Below are 18,061 nucleotides of genomic sequence, written 5' to 3' on the forward strand. Positions count from 1 at the left end.
GAATGTACGAGAATGGGTACAATATCAGGATTGCCTTATCGCCACGGACAAGGCACCACTATTTTGAGAGAACCAAATGAAAAAAATCATTGCGGCGGTGATCGCCTTGATGGCCGCACAGGCGGCATTTGCTGCCGACGGCAAGCTGGTCGATACGACGTATGGCGAATTCGGCTCGGCATCGAAAGTGCGCATGGCACGCCTGGGCGCCACCCAGGACTGGAAACCCAGCTGGAGCTGGTTCGAGTCCAACGGCACCCACCTGACAGGTTACTGGGACGCCAGCATCGGCTACTGGCAACTGCGCCAGTACAAGAACGTGCCGGGCGATAAGTCGCACATCGTCGACATCGGCTTCACGCCCGTGTTCCGCTTCGAGAACACCAACAAGCTGGGCCTGTACGCCGAGATCGGCATCGGCGCACACCTGCTGTCCCACCACTACGACAACAACGACGACGGCCTGTCGACCGCCTTCCAGTTCGGTGACCATATCGGTATCGGCTACGTCTTCAACAAGAACTGGGAAGTGGCCCTCAAGATGCAACACTTCTCGAACGCGAGCATCAAGAAGCCGAACAGCGGCGTCGATTATGGCGTCATCAAGCTGGCTTATCGCTTCTGATCTGATTCGCTTTACCCGCATTGCAGCCCGCCCTCTGGCGGGCTTTTTATTGGTTCTACGCGGAATACGGGGAAAGACGGGCTTGACGATCTAAGCAGGAGGTGGCGGCGGAGGTTTGAAGTTGGTAGATTGATAGTCGCCAAACAAGTCAATCTTTCAAACCACCGCCATGCTCAATGCTATGTCGTCTCTCCCGTTTTGGGAAGGCCATATTGTTCGTTCCGTCGAAGACCTTGAGGACGGGGCCCTGCTGATCATTCTCGATACGTGCCCTGCAAGCGAGCCCCAGTGCGGGGCATGTCGGCGGCCCTGCTCGCTGGTCCATGAGCGGCGCAGACGCAAGGTGCGCGACCGCGACTGCCTGGACAGACGGGTATGGCTTGATTTGCCGATCCGGCGGCTGGACTGCCATCACTGCAATGCCCGCGTCACTGAGCATATCTCGTGGCTTGACCGGCGCGCACGCATCACACATCGTGTTCGCGTGTGGGTTGAGGCCTTGGCGCAGCTACTGCCCATAGCGCATGTGGCTCGGCTGACGGGACTGCACTGGCATACCATCAAGGACATTGATCATCAGCGGCTGCAGCGCTTGCATGGCGACTTCTCGGCGAACGATGTTCGGCGCCTGGTCATGGACGAATTCGCCTTGCACAAGGGCCATCGCTATGCCACCGTCGCACTCGATGCCGAACGCATGAAAGTGCTATGGGTCGGGGAAGGCAACAGCCGGGAAGCAATACGGCCGTTCTTCGAGAAGCTAGGGCCCGAAGGCTGCCAGCGGATTGAAGCCGTCGCGATGGATATGAATAGCGCTATGGATCTCGAGGTGCGGGCGCAATGCCCGAATGCCGAGGTGGTCTACGACTTGTTTCATGTTGTGACGCTTTGGCCGGGAAGTCGTTGATCGAGTCCGGGTCGATCAGGCCAATACGCTGCGGGCAGAGCCTAAGGCCCGACAGGTCATCAAACGCAGTCGCTGGCTTTTGCTGCGTAACCGTGACAACCTCAAAAGTGAACAGGCGATCAAGCTCGAAGAACTGCTTGCTGCCAATAAGCCATTGTCAACGGTCTATCTGCTGAAGACCGAGCTGAAGGAAATCTGGTACGCGCCAACAGTCAGGGAAGGTGCCCGCCGCTGGAAATCCTGGCTGAGGCTTGCCCTGGACAGCCAGATCGCCCCCTTGATCCAATTTGCCAAACGCCTGGCTAAATACCGACGGGGCATCCTCGCTTCAGCCATCTACCCGATGAGTTCATCTACCCTCGAAGGCGTCAACAACCGCATCAAAGTGATCAAGCGTATGGCCTATGGGTTCCGCGACTCCGCGTACTTCTTCCTGAAAATCAAGGACGCGTTCCCCGGTAAAGTGCGATGAACCTTTTTATTGGTGTCGCAACTCCACTGTTCTGCCGCTGAAAAGGGTCTGTCGGCTGCGCTGCACGCCAGCGCGACGGGTGGTGGCCGAGGCGATGGGGCCCGGGAACAGCACAACGTCACCGAGCGGTCGTACCGAAGATGGTGCGCCAAGTCAGCGGCATGCTGGGAATATGAAGCGGAAATGAAAGAAGCCCACCAGACCACTGGTGGGCTTTTTTCGGTATAACAGCCGGACGATAACCTACTTTCACACTGGTTGCAGCAGCGACGTCCGCCAGTGGCGGGCGGAGCAATCGGCGCAAAGTGCGACGTCGGGCAGTGCCCGGCGGAGCGGCGGTTCGGGACGGTGCGCCAAGTCGGCGGCGTGCTGGGAATATGAAGCGGAAATGAAAAAAGCCCACCAGATCACTGGTGGGCTTTTTCCGGTATAACAGCCTGACGATAACCTACTTTCACACTGGTTGCAGCACTATCATCGGCGCAAAGTCGTTTCACGGTCCTGTTCGGGATGGGAAGGGGTGGGACCGACTTGCTATGGTCATCAGGCATGACTTGTACACGCTGTCGTTCCCTGTTGGGCAACGGCGGCGCTTAATCTGGAAGAAGTAAAGTTGGGGTAATACTCGTTAAAGCTCACACAGGGTAAATGCTTGCCACAACCGTCAAGGTTATAGGGACAAGCCGTACGGGCAATTAGTATCAGTTAGCTTAATGCATTACTGCACTTCCACACCTGACCTATCAACGTCCTGGTCTCGAACGACCCTTCAAAGAGCTCAAGGCTCTGGGAAATCTCATCTTAAGGCAAGTTTCCCGCTTAGATGCTTTCAGCGGTTATCTCTTCCGAACTTAGCTACCCGGCAATGCCACTGGCGTGACAACCGGTACACCAGAGGTTCGTCCACTCCGGTCCTCTCGTACTAGGAGCAGCCCCCTTCAAATTTCCAACGCCCACGGCAGATAGGGACCAAACTGTCTCACGACGTTTTAAACCCAGCTCACGTACCACTTTAAATGGCGAACAGCCATACCCTTGGGACCGGCTACAGCCCCAGGATGTGATGAGCCGACATCGAGGTGCCAAACTCCCCCGTCGATATGAACTCTTGGGAGGAATCAGCCTGTTATCCCCAGAGTACCTTTTATCCGTTGAGCGATGGCCCTTCCATACAGAACCACCGGATCACTATGTCCTACTTTCGTACCTGCTCGACTTGTCGGTCTCGCAGTTAAGCACGCTTATGCCATTGCACTATTAGCACGATGTCCGACCGTACCTAGCGTACCTTCGAACTCCTCCGTTACACTTTAGGAGGAGACCGCCCCAGTCAAACTGCCTACCATGCACTGTCCCCGATCCGGATCACGGACCAAGGTTAGAACCTCAAACAAACCAGGGTGGTATTTCAAGGTTGGCTCCACGAGAACTGGCGTCCCCGCTTCAAAGCCTCCCACCTATCCTACACAGATTGGTTCAAAGTCCAATGCAAAGCTACAGTAAAGGTTCATGGGGTCTTTCCGTCTAGCCGCGGGTAGATTGCATCATCACAAACACTTCAACTTCGCTGAGTCTCGGGAGGAGACAGTGTGGCCATCGTTACGCCATTCGTGCAGGTCGGAACTTACCCGACAAGGAATTTCGCTACCTTAGGACCGTTATAGTTACGGCCGCCGTTTACTGGGACTTCAATCAAGAGCTTGCACCCCATCATTTAATCTTCCAGCACCGGGCAGGCGTCACACCCTATACGTCCACTTTCGTGTTTGCAGAGTGCTGTGTTTTTATTAAACAGTCGCAGCCACCAGTTTATTGCAACCCTTTCGCCCTATCACAGTAAAGTGACCAAGCTACCGGGGCGTACCTTTTCCCGAAGTTACGGTACCAATTTGCCGAGTTCCTTCTCCCGAGTTCTCTCAAGCGCCTTAGAATACTCATCTCGCCCACCTGTGTCGGTTTGCGGTACGGTCTCGTATGACTGAAGCTTAGAGGCTTTTCTTGGAACCACTTCCGATTGCTTCAGAACCTAAGTTCCTCGTCCCAGTCCCTTGAATTATGTACCCGGATTTGCCTAAGTACCTTCTATGAACCAGAAACTGACTATTCCAACAGTCAGACAACCTTCCGCGATCCGTCCCCCCATCGCATCATACGACGGTGCAGGAATATTAACCTGCTTCCCATCAGCTACGCATCTCTGCCTCGCCTTAGGGGCCGACTCACCCTGCTCCGATGAACGTTGAACAGGAAACCTTGGGCTTACGGCGTGCGGGCTTTTCACCCGCATTATCGCTACTCATGTCAGCATTCGCACTTCTGATACCTCCAGCATCCTTTACAAGACACCTTCGCAGGCTTACAGAACGCTCTCCTACCATATCGATCCCGTGATAAATCACAGGAAAAATATCCGCAGCTTCGGTGACTGGCTTAGCCCCGTTACATCTTCCGCGCAGGACGACTCGATCAGTGAGCTATTACGCTTTCTTTAAATGATGGCTGCTTCTAAGCCAACATCCTGACTGTTTTAGCCTTCCCACTTCGTTTTCCACTTAGCCAATCTTTGGGACCTTAGCTGGCGGTCTGGGTTGTTTCCCTCTTGACACCGGACGTTAGCACCCGATGTCTGTCTCCCAAGCTCGCACTCATCGGTATTCGGAGTTTGCAATGGTTTGGTAAGTCGCGATGACCCCCTAGCCATAACAGTGCTCTACCCCGATGGTGATACTTGAGGCACTACCTAAATAGTTTTCGGAGAGAACCAGCTATTTCCAAGTTTGTTTAGCCTTTCACCCCTACCCACAGCTCATCCCCTAATTTTTCAACATTAGTGGGTTCGGTCCTCCAGTGCGTGTTACCGCACCTTCAACCTGGCCATGGGTAGATCACTTGGTTTCGGGTCTACACCCAGCAACTAGCGCCCTGTTCGGACTCGATTTCTCTGCGGCTCCCCTATTCGGTTAACCTCGCTACTGAATGTAAGTCGCTGACCCATTATACAAAAGGTACGCCGTCACGGAACAAGTCCGCTCCGACTGTTTGTATGCACACGGTTTCAGGATCTATTTCACTCCCCTCCCGGGGTTCTTTTCGCCTTTCCCTCACGGTACTGGTTCACTATCGGTCGATTACGAGTATTTAGCCTTGGAGGATGGTCCCCCCATCTTCAGACAGGATTTCTCGTGTCCCGCCCTACTTGTCGCATACTTAGTACCACCGGTCTGATTTCGCGTACGGGGCTATCACCCACTATGGCGCCTATTTCCAGAGGCTTCCACTATCAGTCCGACTATCATATGCAGGCTCATCCCATTTCGCTCGCCACTACTTTGGGAATCTCGGTTGATTTATTTTCCTGCAGCTACTTAGATGTTTCAGTTCGCCGCGTTCGCCTCACACACCTATGTATTCAGTGAGTGATACCCTAAAAGGGTGGGTTTCCCCATTCGGAAATCTACGGATCAAAGCTCGTTTGTCAGCTCCCCGTAGCTTATCGCAGACTACTACGTCCTTCATCGCCTGTAATCGCCAAGGCATCCACCATGTGCACTTATTCACTTGTCCCTATAACCTTGACGGCTATCGGTTCAAGCATTTACTACTGTGTTTTTGATGAGCTTTATTACTACCCTGAACGCATGATGTCTCATGCATTCAATAAAACTTTACTTCTTCCAGATTGTTAAAGAACGAAACAGCAGTAGTCTCTTAAAGACTAAACGTAAAAGCGAACAAGTCACGCTTACGTTTAAGCTTTTGGTGGAGGATGACGGGATCGAACCGACGACCCCCTGCTTGCAAAGCAGGTGCTCTCCCAGCTGAGCTAATCCCCCAGGGATTTTCTTGCGCGATACGTGGTGGGTCTGGTTGGGCTCGAACCAACGACCCCCGCGTTATCAACACGGTGCTCTAACCAGCTGAGCTACAGACCCGCAGTGTTGATGCCTTGTATCTTGCGGTGCTACTGTTTCTTCTTCATCCAACAGTCGATAAGTGTGAGCGTTTGATGCACGATCTTGCGATCCGTGCCGACTCTAGAAAGGAGGTGATCCAGCCGCACCTTCCGATACGGCTACCTTGTTACGACTTCACCCCAGTCACGAATCCTACCGTGGTAAGCGCCCTCCTTACGGTTAAGCTACCTACTTCTGGTAAAACCCGCTCCCATGGTGTGACGGGCGGTGTGTACAAGACCCGGGAACGTATTCACCGCGACATGCTGATCCGCGATTACTAGCGATTCCAACTTCATGCAGTCGAGTTGCAGACTACAATCCGGACTACGATACACTTTCTGGGATTAGCTCCCCCTCGCGGGTTGGCGGCCCTCTGTATGTACCATTGTATGACGTGTGAAGCCCTACCCATAAGGGCCATGAGGACTTGACGTCATCCCCACCTTCCTCCGGTTTGTCACCGGCAGTCTCATTAGAGTGCTCTTTCGTAGCAACTAATGACAAGGGTTGCGCTCGTTGCGGGACTTAACCCAACATCTCACGACACGAGCTGACGACAGCCATGCAGCACCTGTGTTACGGTTCTCTTTCGAGCACACCTCGATCTCTCGTGGCTTCCGTACATGTCAAGGGTAGGTAAGGTTTTTCGCGTTGCATCGAATTAATCCACATCATCCACCGCTTGTGCGGGTCCCCGTCAATTCCTTTGAGTTTTAATCTTGCGACCGTACTCCCCAGGCGGTCTACTTCACGCGTTAGCTGCGTTACCAAGTCAATTAAGACCCGACAACTAGTAGACATCGTTTAGGGCGTGGACTACCAGGGTATCTAATCCTGTTTGCTCCCCACGCTTTCGTGCATGAGCGTCAGTCTTGACCCAGGGGGCTGCCTTCGCCATCGGTGTTCCTCCACATCTCTACGCATTTCACTGCTACACGTGGAATTCTACCCCCTCTGCCAAACTCTAGCCTTGCAGTCTCCATTGCCATTCCCAGGTTAAGCCCGGGGATTTCACAACAGACTTACAAAACCGCCTGCGCACGCTTTACGCCCAGTAATTCCGATTAACGCTTGCACCCTACGTATTACCGCGGCTGCTGGCACGTAGTTAGCCGGTGCTTATTCTTCAGGTACCGTCATTAGATGCAGATATTAGCCGCACCCGTTTCTTCCCTGACAAAAGAGCTTTACAACCCGAAGGCCTTCTTCACTCACGCGGCATTGCTGGATCAGGCTTGCGCCCATTGTCCAAAATTCCCCACTGCTGCCTCCCGTAGGAGTCTGGACCGTGTCTCAGTTCCAGTGTGGCTGGTCGTCCTCTCAGACCAGCTACTGATCGATGCCTTGGTAGGCCTTTACCCTACCAACTAGCTAATCAGATATCGGCCGCTCCAGGAGCACAAGGCCTTGCGGTCCCCTGCTTTCATCCTTGGATCGTATGCGGTATTAGCGTAACTTTCGCTACGTTATCCCCCACTCTTGGGTACGTTCCGATATATTACTCACCCGTTCGCCACTCGTCAGCGGAGCAAGCTCCCTGTTACCGTTCGACTTGCATGTGTAAAGCATGCCGCCAGCGTTCAATCTGAGCCAGGATCAAACTCTTCAGTTTAATCTCTGTTGTTCCGATACTGCTATCGGAGGTCATCTACTCAAGAATACTGACGATTCCTTCTTTCGAAGGTCACGTTTATTTCTTGTGCAGACGTTTGTTGCTATATTTTGAGCATCAGGACCGAAGTCCTGGGCACGTCACATCAAACGCCCACACTTATCGACTGTTGATTGTTAAAGAATTCTTCGCTTTTCAGCGGCGCTGCGGATCGGTAGACCCGGCGACAAATCGTTGTGTTTGTCAGCAGCAGAGAGATGAGATTATGCGATGTTTCATGCAGCTCGTCAACCCCTTCAATGTCAGCGCCAGAGGCACTTTCATCACTGTCGCTTCGTTTCGTTTTCACTACTACGCTGCGGCAGGGACAGAACTATAGCAAAGACCCTGTCAGCCTGCAAGCCCCTCACGGGAAAACAAACGATTTTACCAAGGTCAGCTCGCCGGCCGCCCGCATCGGTACGCGGAAGATCTGCTGCTTTTCCCGTGGCGTATTCTCGTTGGTGATGATCGCCACTTGCGCGACCGTCAATATGGACTGATTTTCACCACTGCCGAAGTAATTCACATAGACGTGGTAGTTGCCCTTGGGCGGGTTCGCGCTGGAAAAGATTTCCGGGCCATAGCCGGTGGTCACGTCCACATCGAGAGCGCCGCCGTTTTTCATCACGCGGTTGCCATACCAGGCATGGCCGCCGTCCGGCGATATCACGTGCAGATCGATGTCGGTACCCGGGCTGTCCCAGGACAGCACGACCCGCAACCGCGACTGTGTCTTGCCTTCATAAGTATCGACGAACTGGGTGCGCGCACGGGCCCGGCCATCCGGCGAGCGCACTTCGACGCTATTGGCGCCGCTGCCGAAACCATACGGGCGGGCATAACGTCCGTTCTCGTCCACTTCCAGCGGCATGGCGACACCGTTGACCACGAGCTTCGCAGGCTTGCCCTTCGGGGCGTTGGCGATGCGGCCGCGAATCTGCGCCGTTTCGCTCTGACCTTCCTGCATATTGACGGAACTCGCAGGGTAATTGACCTCTTGCGAGTACTGCTCCTGGGCGCCGGCGGAATTACGCCAACCGCCCCGGGGCGATTCGATCGTCACCTGGGCCTGCGCCGTCAGCGTGAAGGTGAAGGTGAAGGCCAGCAGCAGGCCGAGAGGAGTAAGCTTCATGGGACTCTTCAGAATTTAAACGTTTTCACGAGCGTCAGCTCGCCGATACTGCGCAGGGGCACGACGAACTCCTCGCGCCGCTCCTTTGCCGTGTTCTCGTTGAAGACGAGCGTAATGCGGGTCGTGATGATGGGACGCTGGCGCGTGCTTTCGTCGAAATGATAGCCATCGCTGCCGAAATTGCCCCAGTAGTTGATCCAGACCTGGTACAGGCCACGCATCGGCGCCGTCATGACGAAATTCTCCGGGCCAGGTCCATCGACCGTATCGACATCGAGCCCGCCACCGTTGGTCAGCACAGGATGGCCGAAAAACGCATGCTGGCCATCCGGCGTGACGACGTGCAGGTCCACTTCCGCCTGGTTGTCGTCCCACGCGCCGATCACGCGAATGACGGCCTGCGGCCGGCCCGTGTTGACCTCATAGAACTGCACGCGCTTGATGGACTTGCCGTCCGGCGCGCGCACCTCCACGCTGTTGGATCCGGCACCGAAAGAGTACGCGCGCGCATAACGGCCACTGTCGTCCGTGTACAGCGGTGTCGGATTGCCGTTGACGACCAGCTGGTGGAACGGCCGTTTCTTCGCCATCTGGCGCAGGTGTCCCTGGATCATGCGCCGACTCTTTTGCGTGCCGCGATCGATCAGCGCGTAGGGATAATTGACCGCCAGCTCGTCCGAACGGTCGGTCAGCGCGGCGCGGTTCCATCCGCCCTGCGGGGTGGCGACGCTGGCATCCTGCGCATACGCGGGCAAGGCGGCCAGCGCCAGCAGGGCCGCGCAGGGAAAGTGGCGACGTGTCATAGGGTCTCCAGGTTCATGTCGACGAGTCGGCGGGCCAACTGCTCCACGTACTCTTCATCCTGGCCACGCGGGTGCTGGCGCAAGCCGATGTGCAGGTACTCATGCGCCAGCGTGATCCGGTCTTCGCGGGTGGACAGCGGCCGCATATAAATCCTGTTGCGCGACTGTTCCGAGTACGGCATGCCGGTCGACAGCGCGCAGATCACGGGCATCATCGCCGGTGCCTCATAACCACCCTGCGTGATCAGCAGCCGCCGCCAGCGCGGCAATGCGCGCGCCAGCCAGGCTTCATTGGCGGCAAGCCGTTCGCAACGCGCGCCGCTGTTGCCCGCCACGGCCACCGCGCCGCCCGGGTAGGCCAGGGCCAGCAGTTCGTCGAACCGCTTGCCCTGACGCGCCAGCGTAACAGCCTGCGCCCATGCCAGCGTACCCGGCGACGACTTCGTGCTGTGATAACGCACAGTGACGCCATCGACGATCAGCTGATCGGTCCAGCGCGCGATCGCCAGCGCCTCGGCCGATGCGGGGTTCGGACTGACGCGCTGCGCCGCACTGCTGTCGGCGATCTGCTGGCAGCCGGCCACGAGCCGCGCGTTCTGCTGCAGATAGCTGCGTGCCGCGACAGCCAGCGCCTTGGCCGCCTCGGCGTCGCGCGCACTGCCTTCGCGGTCGACCACGCGCGCCACGTATTCGTTGACGCCGAAGCGGCCGCGCACTTGCGGGCGGCCATCGCTGCCTCGCTCCACCGTCAGTTCGCCCGCGCTGCGCAGCGCGAGCGTGTTGTCATTGTCGAAGCGGACAACAAAACGTCCGTTCAACGCGCCTGTTGCGCTGACGCCGTTCGCATCGCGCACGCTGCGCACGGGATAGCGGGCGAAGAAATCGACCATCACGCAGCCGCTGTCCTCGGGCTGTGCGGGCGGCAGCGCCGCTGCCAGCTGCGGCGCCCACTGGCGCAGGATGCCGCTGCTGGCGCCCTGCCCCGCGAACCAGACCGGCGTACCATCGGCCAGCCAGCCGGCCGCGCCGCCCAGCCGCCGGGCAACCGGCGCGCGCTGCGGCGCCTCGTGCCACGAAAATGTTTTTACCCGCAGCTGGCTGCCGAACCAGCGTACGGTATCCGCACCGCGACCGTCGAGCACCACGCGCAACAGCGCGCTTTCCGCTTCGGCGCGGCTGGTCGCCGGCACGCTGCCCAGCGCCTGCAGCAGGTTATCGAGGCGGACGAGGCGCCCCGGCTGCATCCGCGACGGATCCGCCAGCCAGGCGAATTCCCCGGCCGGTGCCTGTGCCAGGCGGTCCGTCCAGTAATTGCGCCACGTAGCCGCCGGGATCTTCAGCCGTCGCGGCTCGAAGAACGGCCCGCACGACTGCGCCAGCGCGGCGTCGCGCGCGATTGTCTGACCGGGTTCGCAGCAGTACACCTCTTCCGGATCGCGCCCGCCGCAGCGGTAGTCCGGCATCGGCGTACGAGTATCGACCGCGTAGATATAAACGAACAACTTCCACAGGCTGCCCAGCGGCACCGGGCGACTGGCATCGAACGGCCGCGGTGCTGCGCCGCCCTGGTGCAATTGCGTGACGGTCGTGACGCCGTCCTTGCGCCAGGCCACATCGAGCGACGCGGCCGGCGCGGGAACGGCCGCCGCCAGCAGGGGCAGCGCCAGCACGGCTGGTGCGATGCCGCGGCGTGTCATCACTCCACCTTCACCGTGCGCAGCGACTTGCCGCCGCCTTCGACGGCCTTCTGGTCCGGCTGATACATGCGGTAGAAGCGCGTCGGTGGCAGCACGAAGCTGCCCTTCTGCGCAAAGCGCAGCAGGTGGCGTACCACCACTTCGCCATCGACCGCATCGACCGGGACGGCATAGCCGTCGCGACGTTCGACATGGCGGGCGCGCTCCAGCGGCGATGCGGTCTCGCCGGCCATCGACATGCCCCACGTCGTCGGCTCCACGTTGGCGCCGGGCGGCAGGGCCACTTCGACGATGCCGTAACGAAGCTGCGCGCCGGCGGCCGGCTTCAGGCGGATCTCGTCCAGATACAGCTCGTCGCTGCGCAACGCCTCGCCCGATTTGACGAGTTCCGTCGTATAGCCCTTGCTGCCCGCGACCATGCGCAGGATGCGGCGTTCCACCGTCACCGGCAGCGTGGTGTTTTCCGCGGCACGGCTTTCATACTGCACGATCGCCGTCGTACCGGCCGGCGCGGCGGCCGCCATTTTCAACGCGGCTGGCAGCGCTTTCGCGTCCGTCCAGCGCCACACGGCCTGGCCGCTGCCGCTTTCCGTCTTGTGCCATGGGCCATCCAGCGCCACGGCCGGCGCCTTGCCGAATGCCGCGCCGCCCAGCTTTTTCTGTACCCACAACAGCGTCAGCGCCCGGTCGAACGTGGGCACCTCGGCCTTGACGGATGCCAGCACCGCTTCCGCCTGCGCCGGCGGCACTTCGCCGGCCAGCATCAGCAGCGCCTGCGCGACGGGAGCCGGGTTGGCGCGCAGCGTGTTCCATGCCGCCGCGACCTGCTCCTGCAACGCCGGGGGCAACGCCACGCCGTTCTGCGCCGCGACGACCGCCAGCAGGCCCAGACCCATCGCCTGGGCGGCCGGATCTTCCGAGGTTCCCAGCAGCAGGCTGGCCGTCGCCACCGGCTGACGGGGCTTGCCCGCCAGCGCCGCGGCAGCGCTTTCCTGCACCAGACCCTCGACCAGGGTTTTGGTGGAGAGTCCCATCTGCTGCGCCATCCACAGTGTCAGTGCGCGGCGCGACAGGGTATCTTTCAGGCCCGTCTCGGCGTACACCGCCAGCAGGTTATCCCAGTGTTCCGGCGGCAGATCGATCTGCAGTGCGCGCGCCGCATGCCAGTCGGCATAGTAGGCGTACGCCGTCATCAGGGCATCGCCCTTCGTCGCGTTGCCCCACCAGCCGAAGGTCGCCTTCGGACCGGCCATCGAGACCAGGCGCAGACGGCTCGACTGCAAGCGCGCCATCAGGCGCTCGCGCAGTCCGGCCGCATCCGGGCCGAGGCTCTGCGTGGCCAGCGTCAGCGGAATCAGACGGCTGGCCGTCTGTTCGACGCCACCGTACGGGTAATCGATCAGGTCGTCCGCGATGCGCGAGAACTGGCTTGCGGCTCCCTGCACGAACGACACACGGATATTGCGCGCGTCCGCCGGCAGTTGCAGCGCCGTCTCGGCGCCGGCCAACGCCAGCGTTTGCGAACGCGGGCTGCTCCACGCGGCCGGCATCACCTGCAGCGACGTGTCGACGACATCGACCAGGCGGCCGTTCTGTTTGACTTCCAGGCGCAGCGCGCCTGCGGCGACCGTCAACGGGAACGAGACATAGTTGACACCGGGGTTGGCATCGATCTTTTCCGTTTTCGTCACACCGCCCGGCACCGTCAGCGTGACTTCCAGCGCCTGCTTCGTGCCGCCCTGGTTGAACACGGCCACCGACGTGCGCGGCGCGTCGCCCGCGCGCATCCAGTTCGGCGCCGTCCATTTGGCATAAAACGCCTTGTCGGAACGCAGATACCCGGTGCGCTGGCCGACGCGGCCCTGCGCATCCATCGCCCGGCCCGTGATGCGCCAGCGCGTCAGCGCATCGGGCATCGTGAACGTGACGCGGGCACGCCCGCTGGCATCGGTCTTCAGCGACGGCGCCCAGAACGCGGTGTCGACGTTGTCGCGGCGCGGCCGTTCCAGCACCTTGACGCCGCGCTCGTTGTAGTTGTGACGCGCCGGCACGCCGCTGGTGCGGCCCTGCGCCATGTCATAGCTGATGAACGACAGGCTGGCTGTCGTGCGCACGTTGTTGCGGCGCGGGTGATAGAAGAAGTCGCCGATATCCGGCGCGATCTCCGGCTGCAGCACATAGATCATCTCGTCGACGACGCCCAACGCCACCAGCGTGGATACCGGCTTGCCTTCCAGCGTGGCGACAACATCCAGCGTGACTTTTTCGCCCGGCTGGTAGACATCCTTGTCGGCCTTGAACTGCAGTGCGATGCGCGGCTCGACAATCTGCAGGCCGGCGTTTTCAAACACGAATTCGCCGTTGCGGGTGTAGGCGACGGAGAACGTGATGTTCGGGCCGTGCTCTTCCCGCACCGGAATGCGCATGCGCCACTGGTTCGGCGCCACGCGAGTGGCCTTGAACCAGGATGCGCCACCCTTCAGCAGGCCATACTGCTCCACCTTGTCCCGCTCCAGCGTGATCAGCGCCTCGTCGGCCGGCTGCGAGAACGTGATCAGCGCTTCTGCCGTCTCGCCGGCGCGGTAGCGCGGCTTGTCCAGCACGATCTCGATGCTGCCCGGCGTCGTCTTGACGCCCGCGCCCGTGACCCAGTGACTGGCCGCGGCGACCAGGTTGCCGCGTTCGTCGCGCAGGCTGAGTTGATAGGAGCCGGACGTGGGGAACGTGACGTCCCAGCCGTTTGCCGAAGGATTGAATGCGCCCGATGTTTTGGTCTGCTGTTCAAGCTGCACCATTTCCCAGCGCACGGGGCGGGCGGCGCCCTTGCCGTCGGCGACAAGGTTGAAGTGCACCGGCTGGCCCGGGTCGGAGAATGGGCGCGGCGCCTTCAGCTGGTAGCTGCTGGCCGAACGGGCGATCAGCAACTCACGCGTGGTCTTGACGCGGTACGCGGCGCCGTCGGTCGCCAGTACGGCCAGAATATAGCGCGACGGCTCGGCCGCCGGCGGCAGCGTGAAGTCGGCATTGCCCTTGCTGTCCGTTGTCAATTCCACGGTCTTCAGGTCGACGGGGAACAGGCCGCCGTAACGCAGCTCACCTTCGACCATCGTGTTCTGCTGGCTGCGCAGCGACAACGTCAGGGAGGCATCCTTGACCGGCTTGCCGTCCGCATAGCGCAGCGCGATCGTGCCCTTGACGTTTTCGCCCGTCTTGAACTCGGGCTGCGCCGGCTGCACGGTGATCTCGAAGTGCGGTTTGATGTATTCGGCCACGCGGAACGCGGCGCCATACATATCGCCCTGGTAGCTGAAGCGCAGCTCGTAGCCGCCGGCACTGGCCCCCTCGGGCAGGCGGAAGCGCGTCTCGGTGCCGTTCTCCGGCGACAGCTGCAATGTCTGCGTCATCAACGGCGTGCCGTTCGGGTCGAACACGGTCACGCCGACGGGCGCCTGGGCGGCCGCCTGCGATACCCGCGCGGACTTGAAGTCGCGCGCCAGGAATTTCACGTTGACTTCGTCGCCCGGACGGTACAGCGGCCGGTCGGTGACGGCGTAGATCTTGGTGTTATAGATCTCGCTGTCGTAATAAAAATTCTCGGATACGGAGACGCCGCCGCTGCGGTCTTCCGCCAGCACGTACGTGTGTTCCGGGCTGCCGCGCTCCAGCGTGGCGACGCCGTCGGCGCCCGTGGCACCCGACTGCAGCACGCCGGTGCCGTCGGTCCAGACGACGTTCGTGCCTGCCACGGCGGCGCCGCTGTCGCGGCGAGCCGTCCAAACCAGCATCTGCGCGGACGAGACCTTGGTGACGGCGATCGTGTCGGAGACGAAGACCAGCGTGGTGGCGCGGTGCTCGCCGATGATCGCTTCGACCAGGTACAGGCCCGGCTTGCGTTTGCCGATCGGGATCATCACGTTACCGGCGCTGGTGGTGATGAATTCGCTGCTCGATCCGTCCAGCTGCACGCCTTTCGGCGGCGTGACCGGCCTGGCCTTCCAGATCGGGTAGCGGAAGCTGTCCACCATGTCGAAGCCCTTCAGGGGCTTGTATTGCGGGTGGTTCGCGAACACCGTCGGGCGGCGGATCGCCGGGCTGGTGGCGAGGCCAGGCTGCTCGCCCGTCACCGCGCGGCGCGCTTCAGGCGAGAACAGCTTGCGCCAGGCCAGGCGCGACTGCTTCCACCAGCTGTCCCACAGGTAGCGCAGCGTGTTCGCCAGCCCTTCACCCTGGTAGTTGCCGGCCACCTGCACGCGGTGCAGATTGCGCTGCGTCTTCAGGAATTCAAGCGGCTCGGGCACGCGGTAGACCACGACGTCCACACCGCCGTACGCTTCCAGGTTCGACCTGCCCCAATCGCGGCCCGGCACTTCCAGCCGCACCCGCGCTTCGTCAGTGCTGCCGAAGCCCGTATCGGCCAGCAGGAAGAAAGGCTCGCCCTTGAATTGACTGTAGTTGCTTGCTTCCTGCGCCCGCGCGGTCCCCGACAGCGCCAGCACCGTCGCCAGCCCCGCCATCAGGCACAGCTTCAGGACAGAAATGAAAGCCGGAATACGCCGGCGAAGTTGGGGTTGTTGACCGCTGGTTGCCACCGCGTGTCCTTCCAGGTCATGAGTTGATCAATATCGACGGTCCGCAGACCGTTGTCTTCGGGTGTGACGGTGCCCGTGTGGTACGCGATGCGCGCCCCCATCCACACCATCAAATGCTGCTCATCGCCCTGGTCGAAAAACAGCAGGTCGCCCGGAAGCGCCTGGCTGATTTCGCGCGCGATGAAGCGGCTGTTGTTCTGTACCAGCGCCAGCGCGGTCACGAAATGACCAACGGTGCCGTCCGACTGCACCCAGCGGTTGCGCAGGGCCGCCTGGACGGGCGTCAGGTTCAGTTCCGGGGGCAGGCGCCGGTCACTGGCGATGCCGTTCGCCCGTAGCCATTTCGCGTCGTGCGGTGCCAGGGCCTCGTTGACGGCAAAGCGCACCAGGCCCGCGCAGTCGCGGTGGTGCCAGCGCGGCGTCGGGCCCTGCTCGATCTGCGCGCTGATAATGCGCAGCATCCAGGCCTGGAAGGCACGGGTCTGCGCCTGCGACAGGCGCACCTGGTCCGTGACGGGGCCACGCAAGGCCAGCGCAGAAGGCGCCGCACACGCGGCCGCGCCCGCAGCCAGCGCGCGCAGCACACGGCGCCGGGGGGTCAGTTGCCAATCGTTTGCCATTCCAGCGGCTCCCACGCCACGCCGGAGCGTGGCAGCTGCTTGAGCACCATGCGGTACGGCGGGTATTTTTTCAGTGCGTTCAGGCGCGGCACCAGGTGCGCGTCCGCCGCGCCGCGCAGGACCGGCTCCTGCCTGGCTGGCAGCGTGCTGAACGCTTCTTTCTGTATGAGCTGGGCCAGCGAGGCGGGTGCGATGACGCCGACGGTGCGCGCCGCATCCGGCATCCGGTCGCTTGCTGCCGCGCCCTGCTTGCGCCTGACGGCCAGGACCTGGTCAACCAGCTTCGGATCGGCCGAGAACACGACGATGTCTCCCGATACCGCCAGGGTTGGCGCCGCGTTGCCGACGGCGGTGCCGATCGGCTGCTGCCAGCGCATCGCGCCACCTTGTGTTGCCGGCTTGACGGCCTTGGCGTTGCCGCCCACGGCCGCCCCGAACAGACTGCCGAACAGCGCATCGGACGCGCCGGAACGCGTCGCGACAAAGACGGGCGTATGCAGGCGCGAATGGCCGTACCAGCAGGCGGCGGCCGGCCCATGCATCTGCGTGGCCAGCGGCGTCAGCACCTCACTGGCGTTGCCGCTCAATGCTTTCAGGACGGGCTCCATCGCGGCCCAGTCCACCGGCACCGTGAAGCAGGCGCTCGGGTTGTGCGGCAAAACGGGCCACAGCGCACTGCTGTCGTAACCGCCCTTGCCCAGCTTCGTGCCGTCGACCAGCGCCTGCGAGCGCCATGCCCCCTTGCTGAAGTCGAAGCGCAGCGCCTGCAGACCGCTGAAGAACGGCTGGTAGCCGAACGACAGGTAGTCCGCCTTGACGGCGACGGTATGGCCGTCGACGGCTTTTTCCGGCAGCAGGAACTGGCGGTGGAACGCGTGCTGTTTCGCTGCGTCCTTGCCCAGCAGGCCAACGACCGTGTCGGCCGCCTTGCTGTCGACCTCATTGCCATCGGCGCCGCGATACAGCATGCCGGGATGGGACAGGATCACGAGACGCTGGGCGTGCGCCGCCACCAGCAAGGTGCGCTTGCTGCCGTAGTCGAGTGCGAAGACGGAGACTTCGTCGCCATCGACCTTGAGGGTGCCGGCCACGCGCATCTGGCTGTCCTTCAGCGCCACCTTGCCCGCTTCTTCCAGCACACGGGTCAGGCCGTTGCGCGAGACGGCGATGGCGAAGTGCTGCAGCGAGCCATCCGCATCGCGCCAGACGGCGACATCGGCCGGCTCGTCGAGCACCATGCGAATCAGCTGGTCGCCCCAGTTCAGTTCATGCTCGTAGGCGATGCGGCGCAGACTGCCCTTCAGGCCCAGGCGGTCTTCGTTCTGCTCATAATAAAAGAGGAAGTCCTCGCGCAGCACGTCGCGCGCCAGAGGAATGGCCAGCAGGTCGCGCGGCAGCGTGGAAAGGCTTTTGGTGACGATCAGCGCATCGGGCGCCGACAGGTCCAGGTTCAGTCCCTGTCCGGCGCCATGCCAGTGGCCCCAACCGAAAGTGCGGTAGCCGACCACCGCGGCAGCGACGATGGCAAATCCGGCTGCGGCCTTGCCCAGCGTTTTCTTGTTCATGGAGAGCCTGACTGATTACTGATCGTTTAGACAATTAGCAA

7 protein-coding genes, 2 tRNA genes, 3 rRNA genes and 1 pseudogene are annotated in these 18,061 nt (G+C 60.9%); 2 read left to right on the plus strand and 11 right to left on the minus strand.

Features of this window, described 5'->3' with window-relative positions:
- Positions 1 to 76: 76 nt before the first annotated feature.
- Both E1742_RS14785 and E1742_RS14790 read left to right on the plus strand, forming a co-directional pair.
- Positions 77 to 625 carry an acyloxyacyl hydrolase gene (locus tag E1742_RS14785; protein WP_134385670.1) on the plus strand — a complete coding sequence of 183 codons (549 nt, stop codon included), beginning with the start codon at positions 77 to 79 and terminating at the stop codon, positions 623 to 625.
- A gap of 181 nt (positions 626 to 806) precedes the next feature.
- A pseudogene (locus E1742_RS14790) lies at positions 807 to 2,004 on the plus strand (ISL3 family transposase).
- A 435-nt stretch (positions 2,005 to 2,439) separates the two neighbouring features.
- Here the strand turns inward: E1742_RS14790 and rrf are convergent.
- From rrf to E1742_RS14845, 11 genes are all read right to left on the minus strand, one after another.
- Positions 2,440 to 2,552, minus strand: a 5S ribosomal RNA gene (rrf, locus tag E1742_RS14795).
- A 126-nt stretch (positions 2,553 to 2,678) separates the two neighbouring features.
- Positions 2,679 to 5,568 (minus strand): 23S ribosomal RNA (locus E1742_RS14800).
- A 193-nt stretch (positions 5,569 to 5,761) separates the two neighbouring features.
- Positions 5,762 to 5,837: transfer RNA gene (locus E1742_RS14805), tRNA-Ala, on the minus strand.
- A 22-nt stretch (positions 5,838 to 5,859) separates the two neighbouring features.
- Positions 5,860 to 5,936, minus strand: a tRNA-Ile gene (locus E1742_RS14810).
- A gap of 106 nt (positions 5,937 to 6,042) precedes the next feature.
- A 16S ribosomal RNA gene (locus E1742_RS14815) occupies positions 6,043 to 7,572 on the minus strand.
- The 16S, 23S and 5S rRNA genes sit together here with 2 tRNA genes alongside, the layout of an rRNA operon.
- Before the next feature lie 406 nt (positions 7,573 to 7,978).
- On the minus strand, positions 7,979 to 8,746 hold the full coding sequence (locus E1742_RS14820; RefSeq protein WP_134385671.1) for a YfaP family protein: 768 nt from the start codon (positions 8,744 to 8,746) through the stop codon (positions 7,979 to 7,981).
- An 8-nt stretch (positions 8,747 to 8,754) separates the two neighbouring features.
- Complete coding sequence (locus E1742_RS14825; RefSeq protein WP_134385672.1) at positions 8,755 to 9,549, minus strand: YfaP family protein; 795 nt, start codon at positions 9,547 to 9,549, stop codon at positions 8,755 to 8,757.
- Entirely contained in the window at positions 9,546 to 11,246 is a 1,701-nt protein-coding gene (locus E1742_RS14830) for a DUF2300 domain-containing protein (protein WP_134385673.1), read from the minus strand. Before E1742_RS14830 ends, E1742_RS14825 begins: the two co-directional genes overlap by 4 nt.
- On the minus strand, positions 11,246 to 15,760 hold the full coding sequence (locus E1742_RS14835; protein WP_134385674.1) for an alpha-2-macroglobulin family protein: 4,515 nt from the start codon (positions 15,758 to 15,760) through the stop codon (positions 11,246 to 11,248). Before E1742_RS14835 ends, E1742_RS14830 begins: the two co-directional genes overlap by 1 nt.
- A gap of 11 nt (positions 15,761 to 15,771) precedes the next feature.
- A complete protein-coding gene (locus tag E1742_RS14840; RefSeq protein WP_134385675.1) occupies positions 15,772 to 16,455 on the minus strand; it encodes a DUF1175 domain-containing protein in 684 nt (227 codons plus the stop codon).
- Entirely contained in the window at positions 16,434 to 18,020 is a 1,587-nt protein-coding gene (locus E1742_RS14845) for a DUF2138 family protein (protein ID WP_134385676.1), read from the minus strand. Before E1742_RS14845 ends, E1742_RS14840 begins: the two co-directional genes overlap by 22 nt.
- Positions 18,021 to 18,061: the final 41 nt, after the last annotated feature.

Source organism: Pseudoduganella plicata (assembly GCF_004421005.1).
Classification (GTDB): Bacteria; Pseudomonadota; Gammaproteobacteria; order Burkholderiales; family Burkholderiaceae_D; genus Rugamonas; species Rugamonas plicata.